Here is a 16,741-nt window from a genome sequence, read left to right as displayed (position 1 = left end):
AGGCATGCGCTGCCCCTATTGCGGTTCGGAAGACACTCAGGTCAAGGATTCACGCCCGGCGGAGGATAACACCTCCATCCGCCGGCGCCGCATCTGTCCTGATTGCGGCGGTCGCTTTACGACCTTCGAGCGCGTGCAGCTGCGTGAGTTGATGGTCACGAAGAAGACCGGCAGAAAGGTTCCCTTCGACCGCGATAAGCTGGTCAGGTCCTTCGATGTGGCATTGCGCAAGCGGCCCGTCGATCGCGACCGTATCGAGCGCGCTGTCTCCGGTATCGTGCGCCGGCTGGAAAGCTCAGGCGAGACGGAAATCTCCTCCGAGCAGATCGGCCTGCAGGTTCTGGAAGCGTTAAAGGGTCTCGATGATGTCGGTTTCGTGCGCTACGCCTCGGTCTATCGTGATTTTTCGCATGCCGAGGATTTCGAAAAACTGATCGCCGAGCTCAACGCCAAAATCGCCGGCGATCCGCTGGACGTATGACCATGGGCGAGGGGATCGCGCAGCCTGAGGACGAACGCTTCATGGCAGCCGCGATCCGCCTGTCGCGATGGCACACGGGCCAGACGTCCACCAATCCATCCGTCGGCTGTGTCATCGTTCGCGATGGCGTGATCGTCGGTCGGGCCGTGACGGCACACGGCGGTCGCCCGCATGCCGAGCCACAGGCGCTCGCTGAAGCCGGCGAACTTGCCCGCGGTGCAACCGCCTATGTCACGCTCGAACCCTGCTCGCATCACGGCAAGACACCGCCTTGCGCCGAAGCCCTGATCGCCTATGGCGTCGGGCGCGTCGTCATTAGCGTGACCGATCCCGATATCAGGGTATCCGGCCGCGGCATTTCCATGCTGCGCGATGCCGGCATCGAAGTCACGACAGGCGTGCTGGAGGAACAAGGAAGGCAATCGCTCGCTGGATACCTCACCCGCCAGACGAAGAACCGCCCCTATGTGACTCTCAAGCTTGCCGTTTCCGCCGATGGCATGATCGGCCGCAAGGGAGTAGGGCAGGTGGCGATAACTGGTCCGGAAGCCCGCGCCCAGGTCCAGGCGCTGCGGGCCGAAACCGATGCCATCCTTGTCGGCATCGGCACGGCAATATCAGACGATCCGCTGCTGACGGTGCGGACACCGGGTCTTGAGGTGCAATCGCCTGTTCGCATCGTGCTCGATCCCGCTTTGGCGCTGCCGCTGACGAGCAAGCTGGTCGAGACGGCGCGGGAAGTGCCCGTTATTGTGGTGGCAAGTGAAGATGGATCGCCGTTGGGGACAGAGGGGGGTAACACACCCACCGAACCCGCCGCGATCGACACCCGCCACGCCGCTCTCGAAGCCGCCGGCGTCGAAGTCCTCTACTGCAATCCCTATCATCCTGAAGTCCTGCTGCTGGCGCTTGCCACACGCGGCATCTCTTCACTCCTCGTCGAAGGCGGCGCGAAAACCGCGAAACTTTTCCTCGAAGCCGGCCTCGTCGATCGCATCCAGCTTTATCAGGGCCCTGTCGTCATCGGTGACGGTGGTATTGAATCCCCGCTGCAGCCAACCGACATACCATCCGGTTTCGCCCACAGGGGCACTTACATATTTGGCGCGGATCGCCTGGACGAATACGAAAGAGAGAATTGATGTTTACCGGAATTATCACTGATATCGGCACGATCGAATCCGTTGCGCCTTTGAAAGAAGGCATCAAGCTTCGCGTCACGACGAATTACGACCCGGCGACCATCGATATGGGCGCTTCCATCTCTCATTCCGGCATCTGCCTGACCGTGACCGGCTTGCCGCAGGAGGGCAGCAACGGCTGCTGGTTTGAGGTGGAGGCATGGGAGGAGGCTCTACGCCTCACCACTATTTCCACCTGGGAGGCGGGCAGCCATATCAATCTCGAACGTTCGCTGAAAATCGGTGACGAGCTTGGCGGCCATATCGTCTCCGGCCATGTCGATGGCAAGGCCGAGATCCTGTCTGTGACGGAAGAAGGCGATGCCACTCGTTTCCGCCTGCGCGCACCAGCTCATCTCGCGAAGTTCGTGGCACCTAAGGGTTCGATTGCGCTCGACGGCACGTCGCTAACCGTCAACGCCGTCGATGGCACGGATTTCGACGTGCTCTTGATCCGCCACACGCTGGAGGTCACGACCTGGGGCGAACGCAAGGCCGGCGACTTCGTCAACTTCGAGGTCGACACGATGGCGCGGTATGCTGCCCGCCTTGCGGAGTTTCCTAGCGCGAAAACTGAATGATCGAGCCGTTATAGTCAGTTCGCGCCGTTTCTCGGAAGCCAAGCTTTTCGGCGAGCTTCAGTGACGGCGCATTGTCCGGGCTGATGATGCAAGTCATTGGCCGTCCTGGAAACTGCGTCTCACCCCAGCCGATGATCGCCTTCAGGGCTTCTGTGGCGTAACCTTTGCCCTGGGTGGAAGGCAGCAAGGCCCAGCCCACCTCCATAGTGCCTTCGATCGAGGGCTCCATGTCGCGCTTGGCTTCGAGGAAACCTGCTTCGCCGATGAAACGGCCGCTTTCTTTTTCTTCGAGCGCGAAGAACCCGAAGCCCATGTGATGCCACATGCCGGCAATCCGCAGCAGCCGTGCCCAACTCTGCTCACGGGTGGAGGGCACGCCTGTGATGAAGCGCACGACATTCTCGTCACGCCAGAGCTCGAAATGCGCGTCGAAATCGTCGCGCCGATGTGCGCGCAGAATGAGCCGCCGGGTTTCCAGTGTCGGAATATCGATCATGAAAATCTGCTCTGAAATGGAGTTGCGATGACGGAGCGGATATCAGAGGCCCGGTTCGCCATCCCAGTAATCGAGCGTGTTCTCGCCTCGGCCGATATGGCCGAAGGAACTGCCGTCGCGGTTGGTCTTGGCGAGAAACTTGCCGGAATCGGGATATTCGCAGATCTCGGTCTTCGCCTTGGTCGATAGGCCCAGATAGATCAGCGGCGTCGATCCGGTATTGATGATCTGATGAGCCGTTTCCGCCCCGCCCGAAGGGGCACCCAGCACGTCGCCCTTCTTGATCGGATAGCGATGGTTGCCGAACCGATATTCGCCCGTACCCTCTATGATATAGAAGAGCTCGTCTTCCACATGATGGTTGTGAAAAGGGCAGCCGGATTTGCCTGGTGGTACTTCGCTGTAGCTGATGCCGAGATTGGAAAGTCCAAGGTCTTTTCCGAAAGACGTATCGTGGCTTTCGAAGAACGTTCCCTTCGTCCAGTGTTCGAGGGAGAGATCGGCCGTGTTGATGACCGGCTTAACATTTGTCGGCATAGAGTTCTCCGTTTTGACGAGAAGACACTCTTATCCGGCGGAAAATGCAACAGTGATTTCGAGAAAAGTCGGGTATGGGCGGCGAGGAATCAGCCGTCCATACCCGCCTTCCAAGTCGGCGGCCTCAGCGAACGTAGAACGTAATGCTGCCATCGGCTGCCTGTTCGGCATTCACGACATTGCGGATATTGACGCCTTCATTGTTGAGCTTGTGTGCCAGCGACCTGTTGGCGTCGATGGAGGCCTGGATGGCATGTACGGCGCTTTGCGGGCGCTGGAGGACGGAGCGCGGACCGGTGTTTTCGTCGTCGAGATTGTGCCAGTCATAGACGGGCCGGACGTCGAAGTCGCCCTGGAAGGTGCGAAGCGTCTGCTCGATACCCTGTGCGGTATTCATGCCAAGACTTTCGGCCCGGCTGACGCCGGCAAATGCAAGGGAGGAGAAAGCGACGGCAAAAGCGATTTTGGAAACGCGGTTCATAAGTGTATCCTTTCGTCTGCTGTGACGGTCGGCTGTCGTTGCAGGGGATCGTTGGCGTTACGACTGAGATTTGGCGCTGCAGCATCATCGTTTCAATGGCATAAGCCACTGAAAACAAATTACAAATTATTCACGAAGGCCGCCTTTGATTCGCCGTTTTCACGTCACTCGGCTAAGCATGTTTTTTGCGCCGTTGCTCTTGGCAAAACCGGACTCCGCTATCTCATTGCAGATATTTTATCTTTCCTCTTGGGGCGCCGCCCGAATTTGCTTGCCATTCGCTCGAAGGCATGTTTTGACCGCGGCCTGCCCGAGTGGAAAACGCCCCTCCAACCGAAGGTGAACCATGCCGAAAGAGACCGCTCCCCATATTTTGATCGTCGAAGCGCGCTTCTATGACGACATGGCCGATGCTCTTCTGGAAGGCGCGACCTTCGCGCTGAAAGAAGCGGGTGCTACGTATGACGTCGTTACCGTGCCCGGTGCGCTGGAAATTCCGGCGACGATTGCCATGGCGCTCGATGGCGCGGATAATGATGGCACGCAGTATGACGGTTTTGTCGCGCTCGGCATGGTCATCCGCGGCGAGACCTATCATTTCGACATCGTGTCGAACGAGTCCTCGCGCGCTCTGATGGATCTCGCCGTCAGCGAGTCACTTGCCATCGGCAACGGCATCCTGACGGTCGAGAACGATGAACAGGCATGGGCGCGCGCGCGCCGTTCGGACAAGGACAAGGGCGGTTTCGCCGCCCGTGCAGCTCTCACCATGATCGAGCTGAAGAAGAAGCTGGGTGCATAAAGAATGACTGACGAAAATACCGAACGACTGGTCAAGGCTGCCAACCAGCGGGGCGCTGCACGCCTCGCGGCTGTGCAGGCGCTCTATCAGATGGATATCGGCGGCACCGGCGTTCTGGAAATCGTAGCGGAATACGAGGCGCATCGCCTCGGCCAGGAACTTGACGGCGAAACCTATCTGAAGGCCGATGCCGGCTGGTTCCGCTCGATCGTCTCGGGCGTCGTGCGCGACCAGCTCCGCCTCGACCCGCTGATCGCCTCTGCCCTGCAGGACGACTGGGCCTTGTCGCGTCTCGATAGCACCGTACGCGCCATCCTGCGCGCCGGCGTTTTCGAACTCGTCGACCGCAAGGACGTGCCGGTCGCCGTCATCGTTACCGAATATGTCGAGATCGCTCGTGCCTTCTTCGACGACGATGAGCCCAAGCTCGTCAACGCCGTTCTGGACCGCATCGCCAAGCAAGTGCGCGGCGACCAGAAGAAGTAGGCACTTAGCCCCAAACAATCCCTCCCGTTCTTTCTGCGGTACTGCAAGGCTTTTGAAGTTTTGCAGTCTTGACGCGACGTTATCGACCACGCAATCTCCGCTCGCCTGTTGAGCGTTTCTGTGGAGAGGAGTCGATTCAACGGCATTCGTCGCCGGAGAAGGAGTGAGTTCCGGCTTATGGGAGGAAAGAGCGAATGACCATTCTTTTATTGGTAATCGCATGTGGCCTGCTCTCGGTGGTCTATGCCATCTGGGCAACCCGGTCGGTGCTTGCAGCCGATCAGGGCAACAGCCGCATGCAGGAGATCGCGGGCTATATCCGCGAGGGCGCCCAGGCCTATCTGACGCGTCAGTATAGAACCATTGCCATCGTAGGCATTGTTGTTTTCATTGCAGCATGGCTGCTTCTTTCCGCCACGGCCGCGATCGGGTTCCTGATCGGCGCCGTCCTCTCAGGTGCTGCCGGCTTCATCGGTATGCACGTCTCCGTCCGCGCCAATGTGCGCACCGCCCAGGCAGCATCCGCCAGCCTCAAGGCCGGCCTGGATATTGCCTTCAAGTCGGGCGCGATCACCGGCATGCTGGTTGCCGGTCTCGCGCTGCTCGGCGTCTCCATCTATTATTACGTGCTGACGATCGTGCTCGGACACGAGCCCGGCTCGCGTGAGGTCATCGACTCCCTCGTGGCGCTCGGCTTCGGCGCATCGCTGATCTCGATCTTCGCCCGTCTCGGCGGCGGCATCTTTACGAAGGGTGCCGATGTCGGCGGCGACCTCGTCGGCAAGGTAGAGGCCGGCATTCCGGAAGACGACCCGCGCAACCCGGCAACCATTGCCGACAACGTCGGCGACAATGTCGGCGATTGCGCCGGCATGGCAGCCGACCTCTTCGAAACCTACGCGGTGTCCGTGGTCGCAACGATGGTTCTGGCGGCAATCTTCTTTGCCGGCGCACCCGTTCTGCAGTCTGCGATGATCTATCCGCTGGCAATCTGCGGCGCCTGCATCATTACCTCGATCGTCGGCACCTTCTTCGTCAAGCTCGGCCCGAACGGCTCGATCATGGGCGCCCTCTACAAGGGCCTCATCGTGACAGGCCTTCTGTCGATCATCGGTCTCGGTGCCGCGACTTCGCTGACGGTTGGCTGGGGTTCGCTCGGGCAGGTCGCCGGCTTTGAGGTAACGGGCACGAAGCTCTTCGTATGCGGTCTCGTCGGTCTGGTCGTCACCGCACTGATCGTCGTCATCACGGAATATTATACCGGCACAGGCAAACGCCCGGTCGTCTCGATCGCCCAAGCATCGGTAACCGGCCATGGCACCAACGTCATCCAGGGCCTCGCAGTATCCCTGGAATCGACGGCGCTGCCGGCAATCGTTATCGTCGGTGGCATTCTTGCGACCTATCAGCTCGGCGGCCTCTTCGGCACCGGCATCGCGGTCACCGCCATGCTCGGCCTTGCCGGCATGATCGTTGCGCTCGATGCTTTCGGCCCGGTCACCGACAATGCCGGCGGCATCGCCGAAATGTCCCACCTGCCGCCGGAAGTGCGCAAGTCCACCGACGCGCTCGATGCCGTCGGTAACACGACGAAGGCCGTCACCAAGGGTTATGCGATCGGTTCGGCCGGCCTCGGCGCTCTGGTGCTCTTTGCGGCCTATGCGAACGACCTGCAATATTTTGCCGCGCATCCGGATCAATATCCGTATTTCCAGAATATCGGCTCGATCTCCTTCGATCTGTCCAACCCCTATGTCGTCGCCGGTCTGCTGTTCGGCGGCCTTATTCCCTATCTTTTCGGCGGCATCGCCATGACCGCTGTCGGCCGTGCCGCCGGCGCGATCGTCGAGGAAGTGCGTAAGCAGTTCCGTGAAAAGCCAGGCATCATGCAGGGCACGGAAAAGCCGGATTATGGCCGCGCCGTCGATCTTCTGACCAAGGCCGCGATCCGCGAAATGATCATTCCGTCGCTGCTGCCGGTGCTGGCGCCCGTTATCGTCTATTTCGGCGTACTTATCATCTCCGGCTCCAAGGCGTCGGCCTTTGCAGCACTTGGCGCATCGCTGCTTGGCGTCATCATCAACGGCCTCTTCGTCGCAATTTCGATGACCTCGGGCGGTGGCGCGTGGGACAATGCCAAGAAGAGCTTCGAGGATGGCTTCGTCGACAAGGACGGCGTGCGCCACATGAAGGGCTCGGACGCCCACAAGGCTTCTGTGACGGGCGATACCGTCGGCGATCCGTACAAGGATACGGCCGGTCCCGCCGTCAACCCGGCGATCAAGATCACCAACATCGTGGCCTTGCTGCTGCTGGCGATTCTCGCCCATTAGAGCGCCGTGCGTCCATCCGGACGCACTAGGGACGCTCTATCTCCTTGAATTTACGCATCAGGTTTTCCGAAAATCGATTCTGGTTTTCGGGCTGATGCTGTAAGGTGCGCTAGCCAATAATACGAAAAACCCGCCGGATCGCTCCGGCGGGTTTTTCTGTATGGGACAGCTTGCCTTAACGCAGGCTGGACGGGTTCTGCGGCGTGCCGCCGGCACCGCCACCGAACAGGCTGCGGGCCGCATTCGCCGCGCTGCCGCCGGACAGCATCTGCTGCAGGAAGGTGAGTTCGCGGCCGCCGGTCGGCGTAACGCGCGAAATCGTGTCGAATACCTTGCCGTCCTGGAGGGTATAATTGGCGCGGCGCGTCACGACGCCATCCTTGTCGAAATAGATGGCGAGAATGCTCTGGTCGGTGACGCGCAGCTTCTGGTAGGCCATCGAGCGCTGGCGGCGCTGCGAGATGTAATAGAAGACTTCGCCGTCGAAGGTTGCCGTCGTGGACGGTGTGCCGAGCGACAGCAGCACCTGCTCGCGGCTGGAACCCTCGGGCACCAGCGCCAGCGACTGTTGGTCGACGATATAACCGCCGTTCAGCACGGTGCTCGTCTGGCAGCCTGAAAGGGCAGTGGTGGAGGCGATTATGATGGCAATGGCCGCATTGCTGAAGAATTTCATGTCTGACTTGAAATACCGTTTCTTCAACGACATCTACTCCCTTGAGTATCGATAGCAGCCATTCCAAATACTGCGTGCTTCCTCCTGCAAAACCATTGTGGCCATTCCGGGGTCGAATTCTCCCGATCCGCCTCGTTGTGCACCGGAGCGCACCTGTCCCGAAACCGGCCACGAACAGCATTGCAATTCGCGCCTGCTTCGGTAAACCAGCTTTCGAAATCATGCAACAAGGCCCGGTGCCGCTTGGCGCTAAGAATGTGGCATTTCCGGAAAAAACAAATGATCTTCGGGCTCTTCGGTAAGAGAAACAGCAACCAGACCATCGTCGAGCGGCAATATGCGGCTCTTACGGCCGCTGCCCGCATGCCGGAGCTCTACGAGCGCCTTGACGTGCCCGATACCGTCATGGGCCGCTTCGAGATGCTGTCGATAGCCATGATCCTATTTTTCCGCCGCACCCGCACGTCCGGGACGAGCGGCCAGGAGATCGCCCAGGAGATCGTTGACGCCTTTTTTGAGGATATCGATTATTCGATTCGCGAACTCGGCATCGGCGACAACAGCGTGCCGAAGCGCATGAAGAAGCTGGCTGGGATGTTTTACGGCCGGCTGGAAGCCTATTCGAAGGCGCTGGATGCCGGTGACGTTGCCGCCCTTTCCGCGGCCCTTCAGCGCAATATTTATCCCGAAGCCGCCGAGCCTGCAGATATGAGCGGCCTGGCGCACTGGATGATGGCGGCGGAATCCCATCTTTCGGCCATTCCCGAAGAGACGATCGCCACCGGTTCGGCGACGATTCCCGAGGTCGCCTGAGGAGAAGAATCATGAAGAAAGATCTGAGCGAGATTCCCTTTTCCTATCCCGTCAAAGTTGGCCATATTTCCGCCAATCCCGTGGAAGTGCGCGTAGCCGCGGACAAGGAAGAGCTGAAGGCGCTGGCCGAAAGCTGGAACGTCGTGTCGGTGGGCAATCTCCATGCCGATCTGCAGATCAACAGGTGGAAGCGCGACGGCATACGCGTCAAAGGGCGCGTGCAGGCGAAGATCGTCCAGGCCTGTGTCGTCACGCTCGAGCCGGTCGAATCCGACATCGATGAGACATTCGAGCAGATCTTCGTGCCGGAAAATTCCAAGCTCGCCCGTCATCCTGCCAATGATGCCGACGAAATGGTGCTCGATCCTGATGGTCCCGACCTGCCGGAGACCTTTACCGGCGATACGATCGATGCCGGCGAGATCGTCGCAGAATTCGCAGCACTTGCCATCGATCCTTATCCGCGCAAGGAAGGTGCAGAGTTCGCGGCCCATATCGAGGATACGGGCGAAAATGACCGGAAGCCCTCTGCATTCGCCGTGCTCAAGGACTGGAAAAAGGACTGAAGCATCTCCGGCATTTGCCACAATTCAGTTGTAAGCGACGCCAAAACCGGTATTTTGGCCGAAATTTCGTCCTTGAGGCGAAAGAGAAGGATCAGGGACGCGTGATCAGAATATCTCTCGACCTCATGGGTGGCGACTTTGGTCCCCAGGTTGTCATCCCCGGTGCTGCCAAGGCGCTGGACAGGCACCCGGATATTTCCTTCGTCTTTTACGGCATCAAGGAACAGTGCGACCCGGTTCTGGCGAAGTTTCCCAAGCTCAGGGAAAAGTCGACCTTTCACGATTGCGAACTTGCCGTCAGCATGGAAGAGAAGCCGAGCCAGGCGCTGCGCCGCGGCCGCTATGTCTCTACCATGTGGCGCACGATCGAAGCGGTGAAGTCGGGCGAGGCCGATGTTGCCGTTTCCGCCGGCAACACCGGCGCGCTCATGGCAATGGCCAAGTTCTGTCTGCGCACGATGGCCAATATCGAACGCCCGGCGATCGCCGCCATCTGGCCGACGATGAAGGGCGAAAGCATCGTGCTCGATGTCGGCGCCACGATCGGCGCCGATTCGCAGCAGCTGATGGATTTTGCTCTCATGGGCGGCGCCATGGCGCGCGCGCTCTTCGAGCTGGAGCGTCCGACCGTCGGTCTGCTGAACGTTGGCGTCGAGGAAATCAAAGGCCAGGAAGAGGTCAAGGAGGCCGGTCGCCTGCTGCGCGAGGCCAATCTCGATTCGCTCGAATATTCCGGCTTCGTCGAAGGCGACGATCTCGGCAAGGGTACGGTCGATGTGGTGGTGACGGAAGGCTTTTCCGGCAATATCGCGCTGAAGGCGGCCGAAGGCACGGCCCGGCAGATCGCGGCCTATCTGCGCGCCGCCATGTCGCGCACTCTGCTTGCCCGAATCGGCTACCTCTTCGCCAAGAGCGCCTTCGACATGCTGCGTGAGAAGCTCGATCCGAGCAAGGTCAATGGCGGCGTATTCCTCGGCCTGAATGGCATCGTCATCAAGAGCCACGGCGGGGCGAATGCCGAAGGCATAGCCGCGGCCATCGAAGTCGGTTATGACATGTCCAAGAATGGCCTGACCCAGAAAATAGAAAACGATCTTAAAAAATATCATGCCAAGCGGCTGCCCCCTTTGGGGCCCGAGGCCGCGTGAGCGACGGGGTTCAAAGCAATATGATCCGATCAGTGGTTCGTGGTTTCGGGGCTGCGCTGCCGAAACGCGTGATGACCAACCGTGAAATGGAAGGTGTCGTCGACACGTCGGACGAATGGATCGTCCAGCGTACCGGTATCCGGCAGCGCTACATAGCCGGCGATGGCGAAACGACGGCGTCGCTAGGCGAAGCGGCAGCGCGTGCGGCGCTCGCAAATGGTGGCCTGACGCCCGACGATATCGACGTCATCATCTGTGCCACCTCCACGCCTGACAACACCTTCCCGGCGACGGCGGTCAATATCCAGAATCTGCTCGGTATGGCGCATGGCTTCGCCTTTGACGTTCAGGCCGTCTGCACCGGCTTCGTCTACGCTGTGACGACGGCGGACGCCTATATCCGTGGCGGACTTGCCAAGCGTGTGCTCGTCATTGGTGCCGAGACCTTCTCCCGCATCCTCGACTGGAATGATCGCACCACATGCGTGCTTTTCGGCGACGGCGCCGGCGCGGTCGTACTGGAAGCGGCCGAAGGCGAGGGGACGACGGCAGACCGTGGCGTGCTGACCGCGCATTTGCGCTCCGACGGCTCGCACAAGGAAAAACTCTACGTCGACGGCGGTCCGTCCTCGACTGGTACGGTCGGCAAACTGCGCATGGAAGGCCGCGAGGTCTTCAAATATGCCGTGGGCATGATTACAGACGTCATCCAGGCCGCTTTCGATTCGACCGGAACGACCTCTGAGGATCTCGACTGGCTGGTCCCTCACCAGGCCAATCGGCGCATCATCGACGGTTCGGCCAAGAAGCTGAACATTGCCCCGGAAAAGGTGGTCGTCACCGTGGATCTGCACGGCAATACGTCCGCTGCCTCCATTCCGCTGGCACTTGCGACGGCAGCAGGCGACGGACGCATCAAGAAGGGCGACCTCGTGATGCTGGAAGCCATGGGTGGCGGCTTCACCTGGGGCGCGGTTTTGCTGCGCTGGTAGGCACAAATCCTAAAAAACTGGCGGCGAACAAGAGCTTGACCGTGAGGCACAAGACAAATAATCTTTGCCCACTTTCACAAAATATTTCTATTGGGCGGGGAAACCATGACCGGAAAGACAGTGACGCGAGCAGACCTGGCGGAATCCGTTTTTCGAAAGGTCGGTCTCTCCCGGACCGAATCTGCTGAACTGGTCGAAACGGTTATCGACGAGATTTGCAATGCGATCGTGCGTGGCGAAACCGTCAAACTTTCCTCCTTCGCGACCTTCCAGGTGCGTGACAAGAACGAGCGTATCGGCCGCAATCCGAAGACCGGTGAAGAAGTTCCGATCTCGCCCCGCCGCGTTATGACCTTTAAAGCGTCGAATGTGCTCAAGACGCGCATTCTCAAGTCTCATATTGCCCGGAAGGGCAAAACTAAGCCGCAAAATCCGGCTGCCTGATCATCTTTCTCTCCGCTGGACGGAAAAGTTTTTTGCCGCATAGCCACTCTGGCTGTGCGGAACGCGAAGACGTGACTTGAATTCGTGGCTCCAAACCGTTGAAATATGGTGAGTCGCCGTTTGGATCGATCCGCGAGGTCGCGTAGCAGTATGACGTTGGACAAGAGCCCGGATGCGTTTCGCACCATCAGCGAAGTTGCTGATGATCTCGACCTGCCGCAGCATGTGCTGCGTTTTTGGGAAACCCGCTTTCCGCAGATAAAGCCGATGAAGCGTGGTGGGGGCCGGCGTTATTACCGGCCGGAGGATGTCGACCTTTTAAAAGGCATCCGCCATCTACTCTACGATCACGGTTATACGATCAAGGGCGTTCAGAAGCTCTTGAAGACAAACGGCAACAAGTTTGTCGTCGCGGTCGGTCACGGTGATCTTGCAAGCGTCGAAGCACTCTCGGCCAGCGTGAACGACACCGTCGCGGGTGAACCGCGCATTGCCATGGCGGAAGAGGACCAGATCGTTGGCCGCGCCAAGCCCCCGATCACGCGCCGCTTCTTCAATTTCGTCAGCGGTGAGGACGATCAGCCGGAAATCTCCGTCGGCAAGTCGAGTGTCGGCAAAGAGGATCGAGCGCTTCTCCAGGAAGCACTCTACGATCTCCTGGAATGCAAGCGTCTGCTCGATCAGGTGCGCTAAATACGTCGCGCAAACGTGCGTAGCGGTTGTAGTAACGACATACGTGAGACAAGAATTTAAAGCGCGGCGGACGAATCTGAAAGATCGCGATTCACCTCAGACCTGCATGCCCTTCAGCGCTTTTTCGAGATCGGAGAGCTGGAACGGTTTTCTGAGGACAGGTTGGCTGGAACTGCTGCCTTCCGGCGCGCTGCCATATCCCGTCGCAAAGACATAGGGTTTGCCGAGCGCCTCGAGAAGCTTTGCGACCGGCAACGAGCTCTTTCCAGCCAACGATACGTCGAGGATAGCCGCGTCGAACTCCTTGTTCCGGGCCGCATCGAGTGCCTGCTCCAGATCCGGAACGCTGGCACTGACGCGGTAGCCGAGATCCTCGAGCATTTCCTCGAGCAGCATGGCGATCAGTGCATCGTCTTCGACGACGAATATATCCTTCATAGTTCCGTCCGCCCTTTACCCTCGCGTGGACCCGCGTCAGGCTCTTTGCTCGGCATTACGGCTTATCTGTCGCGAGCCGGCTACTCGTCAAGGCTGGACCGCCGCAATGCGAAAACGGCATATTGCCCGGTCGGTTTCGATGTGCAAAAGCTTGAGGGCCGTTTTCGTAACGGAAGGGAAGAGGCTGGGAAATGGATTTGTTGAGCGCCACGGACTGGCTGCGTCATAGACCGGTATTGACCTATCCGCTCGCTGTCGCCGCCGTTGCGCTCACCTTCCTGCTGCGTGTTGCGGCCGGCGATTATCTCTCCGGCTTTCCCTTTCTGAGCTTCTTGCCCGCGGTGCTGATCGCAAGCTTCATCGGCGGTGCAGGGCCAGGGGCGGCCGCCGCCATCTTGTCGGGCTTTGTCGTCCAGCAGTTCTTCGTCGAGCCGCACGACATCTTCTGGCCCGTCACCTTCGGCCAATGGATCGGCCTTTCGACCTTCGTCGTCAATGCATTCATCATCGTCGGTCTGATGCAGGCGATCATCGTCTCGCACGGCCGGCAATCGCATCTGCGCGAAGCGCTCAACGATTTCAACAGGAAGCTAGAGGAGACTGTCGCTGAGCGCACCGACGAACTCAAGCGGGAGATGGAAGAGCATGCCGCCGCCCAGGCCCAGGTGCGCCAGTTGCAGAAGATGGAAACCATCGGCCAGTTGACTGGCGGCGTCGCTCACGACTTCAACAACATGCTGGCGATCATCATCGGCAGCCTTGACCTTGCCCAGAGGCGGCTGAACGGCAGGGAGGATCCACGCCTCCTGAACTCGATCCAGAGCGCCAGGGACGGAGCGCAGCGAGCTGCGGTGTTGACTGCGCGCCTGCTCGCCTTTTCACGCCAGCAGCCACTGTCACCGGAAATCATAGATGCAAACAAGCTGGTCGGCGGCATGTCGGAACTGCTGCGCCGGACGCTGGGCGAGCAGATCAGGATCGAAACGGTTCTGGCCGGCGGCCTGTGGCCGACCTTCGCCGATTTGAGCCAGCTTGAAAATGCCATCCTCAACCTCTCTGTCAACGCGCGCGACGCCATGCCCGATGGCGGGCATCTGACCATCGAGACGGCCAATACTGAACTGGACGACCGTTACGCGCGCATGCACCAGGAAGTGGAGGCCGGCCAATATGTGATGATCAGCATCACGGATACCGGCATCGGCATGTCGCCCGAGGTTCTGGAACGCGCTTTCGATCCTTTTTATACCACGAAAGGTCCCGGCAAGGGCACGGGCCTCGGCCTCAGCCAGGTCTATGGCTACGTCAAGCAGAGCAGGGGACACATCAAGATCTACTCCGAGATCGACCGCGGAACGACGGTCAAAATCTATCTCCCGCGCCGTGTCGGTTCCGGCGACGCACGTTTTACGGAGCCGTCCATGAGGCCGATCCCGCAGGGCAGCGTCGATGATACCATCCTCGTGGTGGAGGATGACCAGAGTGTACGGGAAATGACGGCCGAGAGCCTGCGTGAACTCGGCTACAGCGTGCTGCAGGCCGGAGGCGGTCCCGAAGCGCTGGGTGTTATGCAGAGAGAACGCGTGGATCTCATCTTCACCGATATCGTTATGCCGCAGATGAACGGCCGCCAGCTTGCTGATGCCGTCATGGAGAAGTGGCCGGAAATACGGATACTCTACACGACCGGCTATACCCGCAATGCCATCGTTCACAATGGCGTACTGGACCACGGCGTCTCGCTCCTTGCCAAACCCTTCAGCCTGGAGCAGCTCGCTCATAAGGTTCGCGAGGTGCTCAACAGCAAGCCTCCCGCGGGACAGGCGTGAGGCCTGGCAAGACCTCATCATCCTGTCGAAAGCCTATTCGAGAACCTGAATGATGCGGTGTGTCTGTGGCTCGACGATCACGCGGCGCTCGTTGATGACGGTATAGCCATAGCCGTCCGCGTTGGGAACGCTATGGATTTCCACGGTGTCGGGAAGAGTTGCGCCGACGGTGATGTCGCCGTCATAGACGACGGAAGGCGCGCTCTGCTCCATCACATAGGTGCGTACTTCCCCCGGAAGCACGACGGTCGAAGCGGTGGGCGCCGGATCGGTTACGATGACGCTGCTCTGCGCGAAGGCGGCAGAGCTGACGGTCAGCATGAGGGCGGCCGTGGCCAGCATGGTCTTGCGCATGGATATTCTCCTCTTCCTACCCAGCCACCGAGAAAACGCCAGCCATGCTTCATGGTTCCGCCGGCAAAGCGCGGGCGATCGGTCGGAATCGGTTTGATTGGTCGTTGAGTTCGACCCTGCCGTCCCGGAGACGGCGCCTCGCATCCCATATCTTTGAGATGAAGGCGAAGAACGAGTCGAGCCAGGTTGAGAGCCTCCGGGGCGTCCTTTGCCAGCTGTCGATTATTTTTTTGTTGCGCCCTCAAAGGTGGAGCGTGCGCTCGCTTTACCCGGTGCAACTGTGGGCGAGATATTGACCATTTGTTAACCATAGGCATCGTTTATGCCTATGAATGAATGAGGGGTTGTTGATTCGGAAATTCGTCGCGCTTTGTCCCTCAGACAAAGATTAATAAACGGTAGCAACGGCCAGGATATGCATTTTCCGAAGACGATATCGGTGGTGGCCATTTCGGCCATGATAGCCGGCTGTACGTCGACAGGTGAAGTGCGCCAGCCGGCCGGACCTGAGAGCGTAGAGCCCGAAAAGGCCCTTGTGCTGCCACCTCCGGGCGGTCCGTCGATCGTCAGCGTCATTGAGCGAAAGCGCGGAAACGGCGTGGAACAGACGATATCGCTGTTTACCTCCTCATCGGTCCCCGGCCAGAATTTCCTCAAAGCGCAGTTCCTCGGCGCGTCCGGCGTCAATTCGGGCGCCAGCAGCGATTCCTACAGGATGATCCGGCAAGGGGATATCGCCCGGGAGATGGCGCGCGCGGTTCCCGGCGTTCCAATGGCGACCTCAGCCACCTTCCTGCAGAACAGTTACGGTCCCTTCGGCTATGCGTCGGGCCGCAGCCGCGCCGGCGATACCTGCATTTACGCCTGGCAGCAGATCCGCTCCAGCCAGTCCGCGCACACGCAGGCGCGCAATTTCGGCATGATCCAGATCCGCCTGCGCCTTTGCGATGCCCGCGCCGCCGAGCGCCAGCTTCTCGGTATTGTCTACGGGTACACCGTCACCGGCACTTTCGACGGTGATATCTGGAACCCCTATGGCGCACCGCCGCCGGCCAATCCAGCGCTTGGCCAGACCGGCGCGCCGATCTATCCGGATGAGGGCGGTTATCGCCCGAATACCATGCCGATCGGTTACGAACCCGCTCCGGCGGTACGCCAGCCGAGGACCGTGGCCGTGCGCCGCGTGCGGACGCAGCCGTCATATGCCGCACCGGTCCTGCAGCCGCCCGTCGGCCCTCGCGTGCCGTTGCCGAATGACGACATACAGACGAATGCGATAGAGCCGCCGGCAGAAACGCCAGCGCCGATCCAACAACCGGCAAGGCCGATCGGTGTGACCGTGCCTTCGCCTGATTGCATAGGGGACGCGGCCATGACGGCCGCCTGCCAGAAATAGCAAATATCCCAATG

Annotated in this window: 19 protein-coding genes and 1 pseudogene; 14 read left to right on the top strand and 6 right to left on the bottom strand. The window is 59.8% G+C overall.

The annotated features are described in order from the left end of the window. Positions 1 to 4 precede the first annotated feature (4 nt). From nrdR to FHT92_RS02310, 3 genes are read left to right on the top strand one after another with little or no spacing between them, the layout of a single operon-like run. Positions 5 to 481, top strand: a complete 477-nt coding sequence (nrdR, locus tag FHT92_RS02320; RefSeq protein ID WP_183744083.1) for a transcriptional regulator NrdR — start codon at positions 5 to 7, stop codon at positions 479 to 481. A gap of 2 nt (positions 482 to 483) precedes the next feature. Beyond that, positions 484 to 1,623, top strand: coding sequence for a bifunctional diaminohydroxyphosphoribosylaminopyrimidine deaminase/5-amino-6-(5-phosphoribosylamino)uracil reductase RibD (gene ribD / locus FHT92_RS02315; RefSeq protein WP_183822240.1), 1,140 nt, complete (start codon positions 484 to 486; stop codon positions 1,621 to 1,623). Then, positions 1,623 to 2,243, top strand: coding sequence for a riboflavin synthase (locus FHT92_RS02310; RefSeq protein WP_183822238.1), 621 nt, complete (start codon positions 1,623 to 1,625; stop codon positions 2,241 to 2,243). The genes ribD and FHT92_RS02310 overlap by 1 nt, the downstream gene beginning before the upstream one ends. Here FHT92_RS02310 and FHT92_RS02305 read toward each other — a convergent pair. The 3 genes from FHT92_RS02305 to FHT92_RS02295 form a co-directional block, all read right to left on the bottom strand. Next, positions 2,224 to 2,739, bottom strand: coding sequence for a GNAT family N-acetyltransferase (locus tag FHT92_RS02305; RefSeq protein WP_183822235.1), 516 nt, complete (start codon positions 2,737 to 2,739; stop codon positions 2,224 to 2,226). The two genes, FHT92_RS02310 and FHT92_RS02305, sit on opposite strands and share 20 nt — an antisense overlap. Before the next feature lie 42 nt (positions 2,740 to 2,781). Beyond that, positions 2,782 to 3,276: a cupin domain-containing protein gene (locus FHT92_RS02300; RefSeq protein WP_183744072.1), complete on the bottom strand. Its 495-nt coding sequence runs from the start codon at positions 3,274 to 3,276 to the stop codon at positions 2,782 to 2,784. A gap of 124 nt (positions 3,277 to 3,400) precedes the next feature. Further along, a complete protein-coding gene (locus FHT92_RS02295) occupies positions 3,401 to 3,757 on the bottom strand; it encodes a hypothetical protein (RefSeq protein ID WP_183822233.1) in 357 nt (118 codons plus the stop codon). Between the two features lie 346 nt (positions 3,758 to 4,103). Here FHT92_RS02295 and ribH point away from each other — a divergent pair, with 346 nt between their 5' ends. From ribH to FHT92_RS02280, 3 genes are all read left to right on the top strand, one after another. Beyond that, positions 4,104 to 4,559 (top strand): 6,7-dimethyl-8-ribityllumazine synthase, encoded by a 456-nt coding sequence (ribH, locus tag FHT92_RS02290; RefSeq protein ID WP_183744067.1) that lies wholly within the window; start codon positions 4,104 to 4,106, stop codon positions 4,557 to 4,559. A 3-nt stretch (positions 4,560 to 4,562) separates the two neighbouring features. Beyond that, entirely contained in the window at positions 4,563 to 5,045 is a 483-nt protein-coding gene (gene nusB, locus FHT92_RS02285; protein ID WP_183744064.1) for a transcription antitermination factor NusB, read from the top strand. Positions 5,046 to 5,239: 194 nt separating this feature from the next. Continuing rightward, a complete protein-coding gene (locus tag FHT92_RS02280; protein WP_183822231.1) occupies positions 5,240 to 7,378 on the top strand; it encodes a sodium-translocating pyrophosphatase in 2,139 nt (712 codons plus the stop codon). Positions 7,379 to 7,553: 175 nt separating this feature from the next. Here FHT92_RS02280 and FHT92_RS02275 read toward each other — a convergent pair whose 3' ends face one another. After that, positions 7,554 to 8,087 (bottom strand): outer membrane protein assembly factor BamE, encoded by a 534-nt coding sequence (locus FHT92_RS02275; protein WP_183744058.1) that lies wholly within the window; start codon positions 8,085 to 8,087, stop codon positions 7,554 to 7,556. A gap of 188 nt (positions 8,088 to 8,275) precedes the next feature. Here FHT92_RS02275 and FHT92_RS02270 point away from each other — a divergent pair. The 6 genes and pseudogenes from FHT92_RS02270 (at position 8,276) to FHT92_RS02245 (ending at position 12,710) form a co-directional block, all read left to right on the top strand. Beyond that, positions 8,276 to 8,867 (top strand): annotated as a pseudogene (locus FHT92_RS02270) (ubiquinol-cytochrome C chaperone family protein). An 11-nt stretch (positions 8,868 to 8,878) separates the two neighbouring features. After that, a complete protein-coding gene (locus FHT92_RS02265; protein ID WP_183822229.1) occupies positions 8,879 to 9,433 on the top strand; it encodes a YceD family protein in 555 nt (184 codons plus the stop codon). A 101-nt stretch (positions 9,434 to 9,534) separates the two neighbouring features. Further along, complete coding sequence (gene plsX / locus FHT92_RS02260; RefSeq protein ID WP_183744049.1) at positions 9,535 to 10,581, top strand: phosphate acyltransferase PlsX; 1,047 nt, start codon at positions 9,535 to 9,537, stop codon at positions 10,579 to 10,581. A gap of 20 nt (positions 10,582 to 10,601) precedes the next feature. Then, a complete protein-coding gene (locus FHT92_RS02255; protein WP_183822227.1) occupies positions 10,602 to 11,573 on the top strand; it encodes a beta-ketoacyl-ACP synthase III in 972 nt (323 codons plus the stop codon). Positions 11,574 to 11,678: 105 nt separating this feature from the next. Further along, positions 11,679 to 12,017, top strand: coding sequence for an integration host factor subunit alpha (locus tag FHT92_RS02250; RefSeq protein ID WP_112566104.1), 339 nt, complete (start codon positions 11,679 to 11,681; stop codon positions 12,015 to 12,017). Positions 12,018 to 12,167: 150 nt separating this feature from the next. Next, positions 12,168 to 12,710: a MerR family transcriptional regulator gene (locus FHT92_RS02245; protein WP_183744043.1), complete on the top strand. Its 543-nt coding sequence runs from the start codon at positions 12,168 to 12,170 to the stop codon at positions 12,708 to 12,710. A gap of 96 nt (positions 12,711 to 12,806) precedes the next feature. On the opposite strand, the gene FHT92_RS02240 is transcribed toward FHT92_RS02245, so the two are convergent. Next, positions 12,807 to 13,148, bottom strand: a complete 342-nt coding sequence (locus FHT92_RS02240) for a response regulator (RefSeq protein ID WP_183744040.1) — start codon at positions 13,146 to 13,148, stop codon at positions 12,807 to 12,809. Between the two features lie 191 nt (positions 13,149 to 13,339). On the opposite strand from FHT92_RS02240, the gene FHT92_RS02235 reads away from it, so the two are divergent. Continuing rightward, positions 13,340 to 14,977, top strand: a complete 1,638-nt coding sequence (locus FHT92_RS02235) for a response regulator (RefSeq protein WP_183822225.1) — start codon at positions 13,340 to 13,342, stop codon at positions 14,975 to 14,977. Between the two features lie 33 nt (positions 14,978 to 15,010). Here the strand turns inward: FHT92_RS02235 and FHT92_RS02230 are convergent, their stop codons facing one another. After that, positions 15,011 to 15,331: a DUF1236 domain-containing protein gene (locus FHT92_RS02230; RefSeq protein ID WP_183744035.1), complete on the bottom strand. Its 321-nt coding sequence runs from the start codon at positions 15,329 to 15,331 to the stop codon at positions 15,011 to 15,013. 415 nt (positions 15,332 to 15,746) lie between these two features. Between FHT92_RS02230 and bcsN the strand changes: the two genes are divergently transcribed. Beyond that, positions 15,747 to 16,727 carry a cellulose biosynthesis protein BcsN gene (gene bcsN / locus FHT92_RS02225; protein WP_183744032.1) on the top strand — a complete coding sequence of 327 codons (981 nt, stop codon included), beginning with the start codon at positions 15,747 to 15,749 and terminating at the stop codon, positions 16,725 to 16,727. Positions 16,728 to 16,741: the final 14 nt, after the last annotated feature.

It is taken from the genome of Rhizobium sp. BK377 (genome assembly GCF_014193935.1).
GTDB lineage: Bacteria > Pseudomonadota > Alphaproteobacteria > Rhizobiales > Rhizobiaceae > Rhizobium.
The sequence above is the reverse complement of the archived record's forward strand: the minus strand, read 5'-3'. Positions and strand labels throughout refer to the sequence as shown.

Bases quoted from the DNA above. Each gene is read 5' to 3' on its own strand.
- nrdR (WP_183744083.1), top strand. From the start codon at position 5: ATGCGCTGCCCCTATTGCGGTTCGGAAGACACTCAGGTCAAGGATTCA.
- ribD (WP_183822240.1), top strand. From the start codon at position 484: ATGGGCGAGGGGATCGCGCAGCCTGAGGACGAACGCTTCATGGCAGCC.
- FHT92_RS02310 (WP_183822238.1), top strand. From the start codon at position 1,623: ATGTTTACCGGAATTATCACTGATATCGGCACGATCGAATCCGTTGCG.
- FHT92_RS02305 (WP_183822235.1), bottom strand. From the start codon at position 2,739: ATGATCGATATTCCGACACTGGAAACCCGGCGGCTCATTCTGCGCGCA.
- FHT92_RS02300 (WP_183744072.1), bottom strand. From the start codon at position 3,276: ATGCCGACAAATGTTAAGCCGGTCATCAACACGGCCGATCTCTCCCTC.
- FHT92_RS02295 (WP_183822233.1), bottom strand. From the start codon at position 3,757: ATGAACCGCGTTTCCAAAATCGCTTTTGCCGTCGCTTTCTCCTCCCTT.
- ribH (WP_183744067.1), top strand. From the start codon at position 4,104: ATGCCGAAAGAGACCGCTCCCCATATTTTGATCGTCGAAGCGCGCTTC.
- nusB (WP_183744064.1), top strand. From the start codon at position 4,563: ATGACTGACGAAAATACCGAACGACTGGTCAAGGCTGCCAACCAGCGG.
- FHT92_RS02280 (WP_183822231.1), top strand. From the start codon at position 5,240: ATGACCATTCTTTTATTGGTAATCGCATGTGGCCTGCTCTCGGTGGTC.
- FHT92_RS02275 (WP_183744058.1), bottom strand. From the start codon at position 8,087: ATGTCGTTGAAGAAACGGTATTTCAAGTCAGACATGAAATTCTTCAGC.
- FHT92_RS02265 (WP_183822229.1), top strand. From the start codon at position 8,879: ATGAAGAAAGATCTGAGCGAGATTCCCTTTTCCTATCCCGTCAAAGTT.
- FHT92_RS02255 (WP_183822227.1), top strand. From the start codon at position 10,602: ATGATCCGATCAGTGGTTCGTGGTTTCGGGGCTGCGCTGCCGAAACGC.
- FHT92_RS02250 (WP_112566104.1), top strand. From the start codon at position 11,679: ATGACCGGAAAGACAGTGACGCGAGCAGACCTGGCGGAATCCGTTTTT.
- FHT92_RS02245 (WP_183744043.1), top strand. From the start codon at position 12,168: ATGACGTTGGACAAGAGCCCGGATGCGTTTCGCACCATCAGCGAAGTT.
- FHT92_RS02240 (WP_183744040.1), bottom strand. From the start codon at position 13,148: ATGAAGGATATATTCGTCGTCGAAGACGATGCACTGATCGCCATGCTG.
- FHT92_RS02235 (WP_183822225.1), top strand. From the start codon at position 13,340: ATGGATTTGTTGAGCGCCACGGACTGGCTGCGTCATAGACCGGTATTG.
- FHT92_RS02230 (WP_183744035.1), bottom strand. From the start codon at position 15,331: ATGCGCAAGACCATGCTGGCCACGGCCGCCCTCATGCTGACCGTCAGC.
- bcsN (WP_183744032.1), top strand. From the start codon at position 15,747: ATGCATTTTCCGAAGACGATATCGGTGGTGGCCATTTCGGCCATGATA.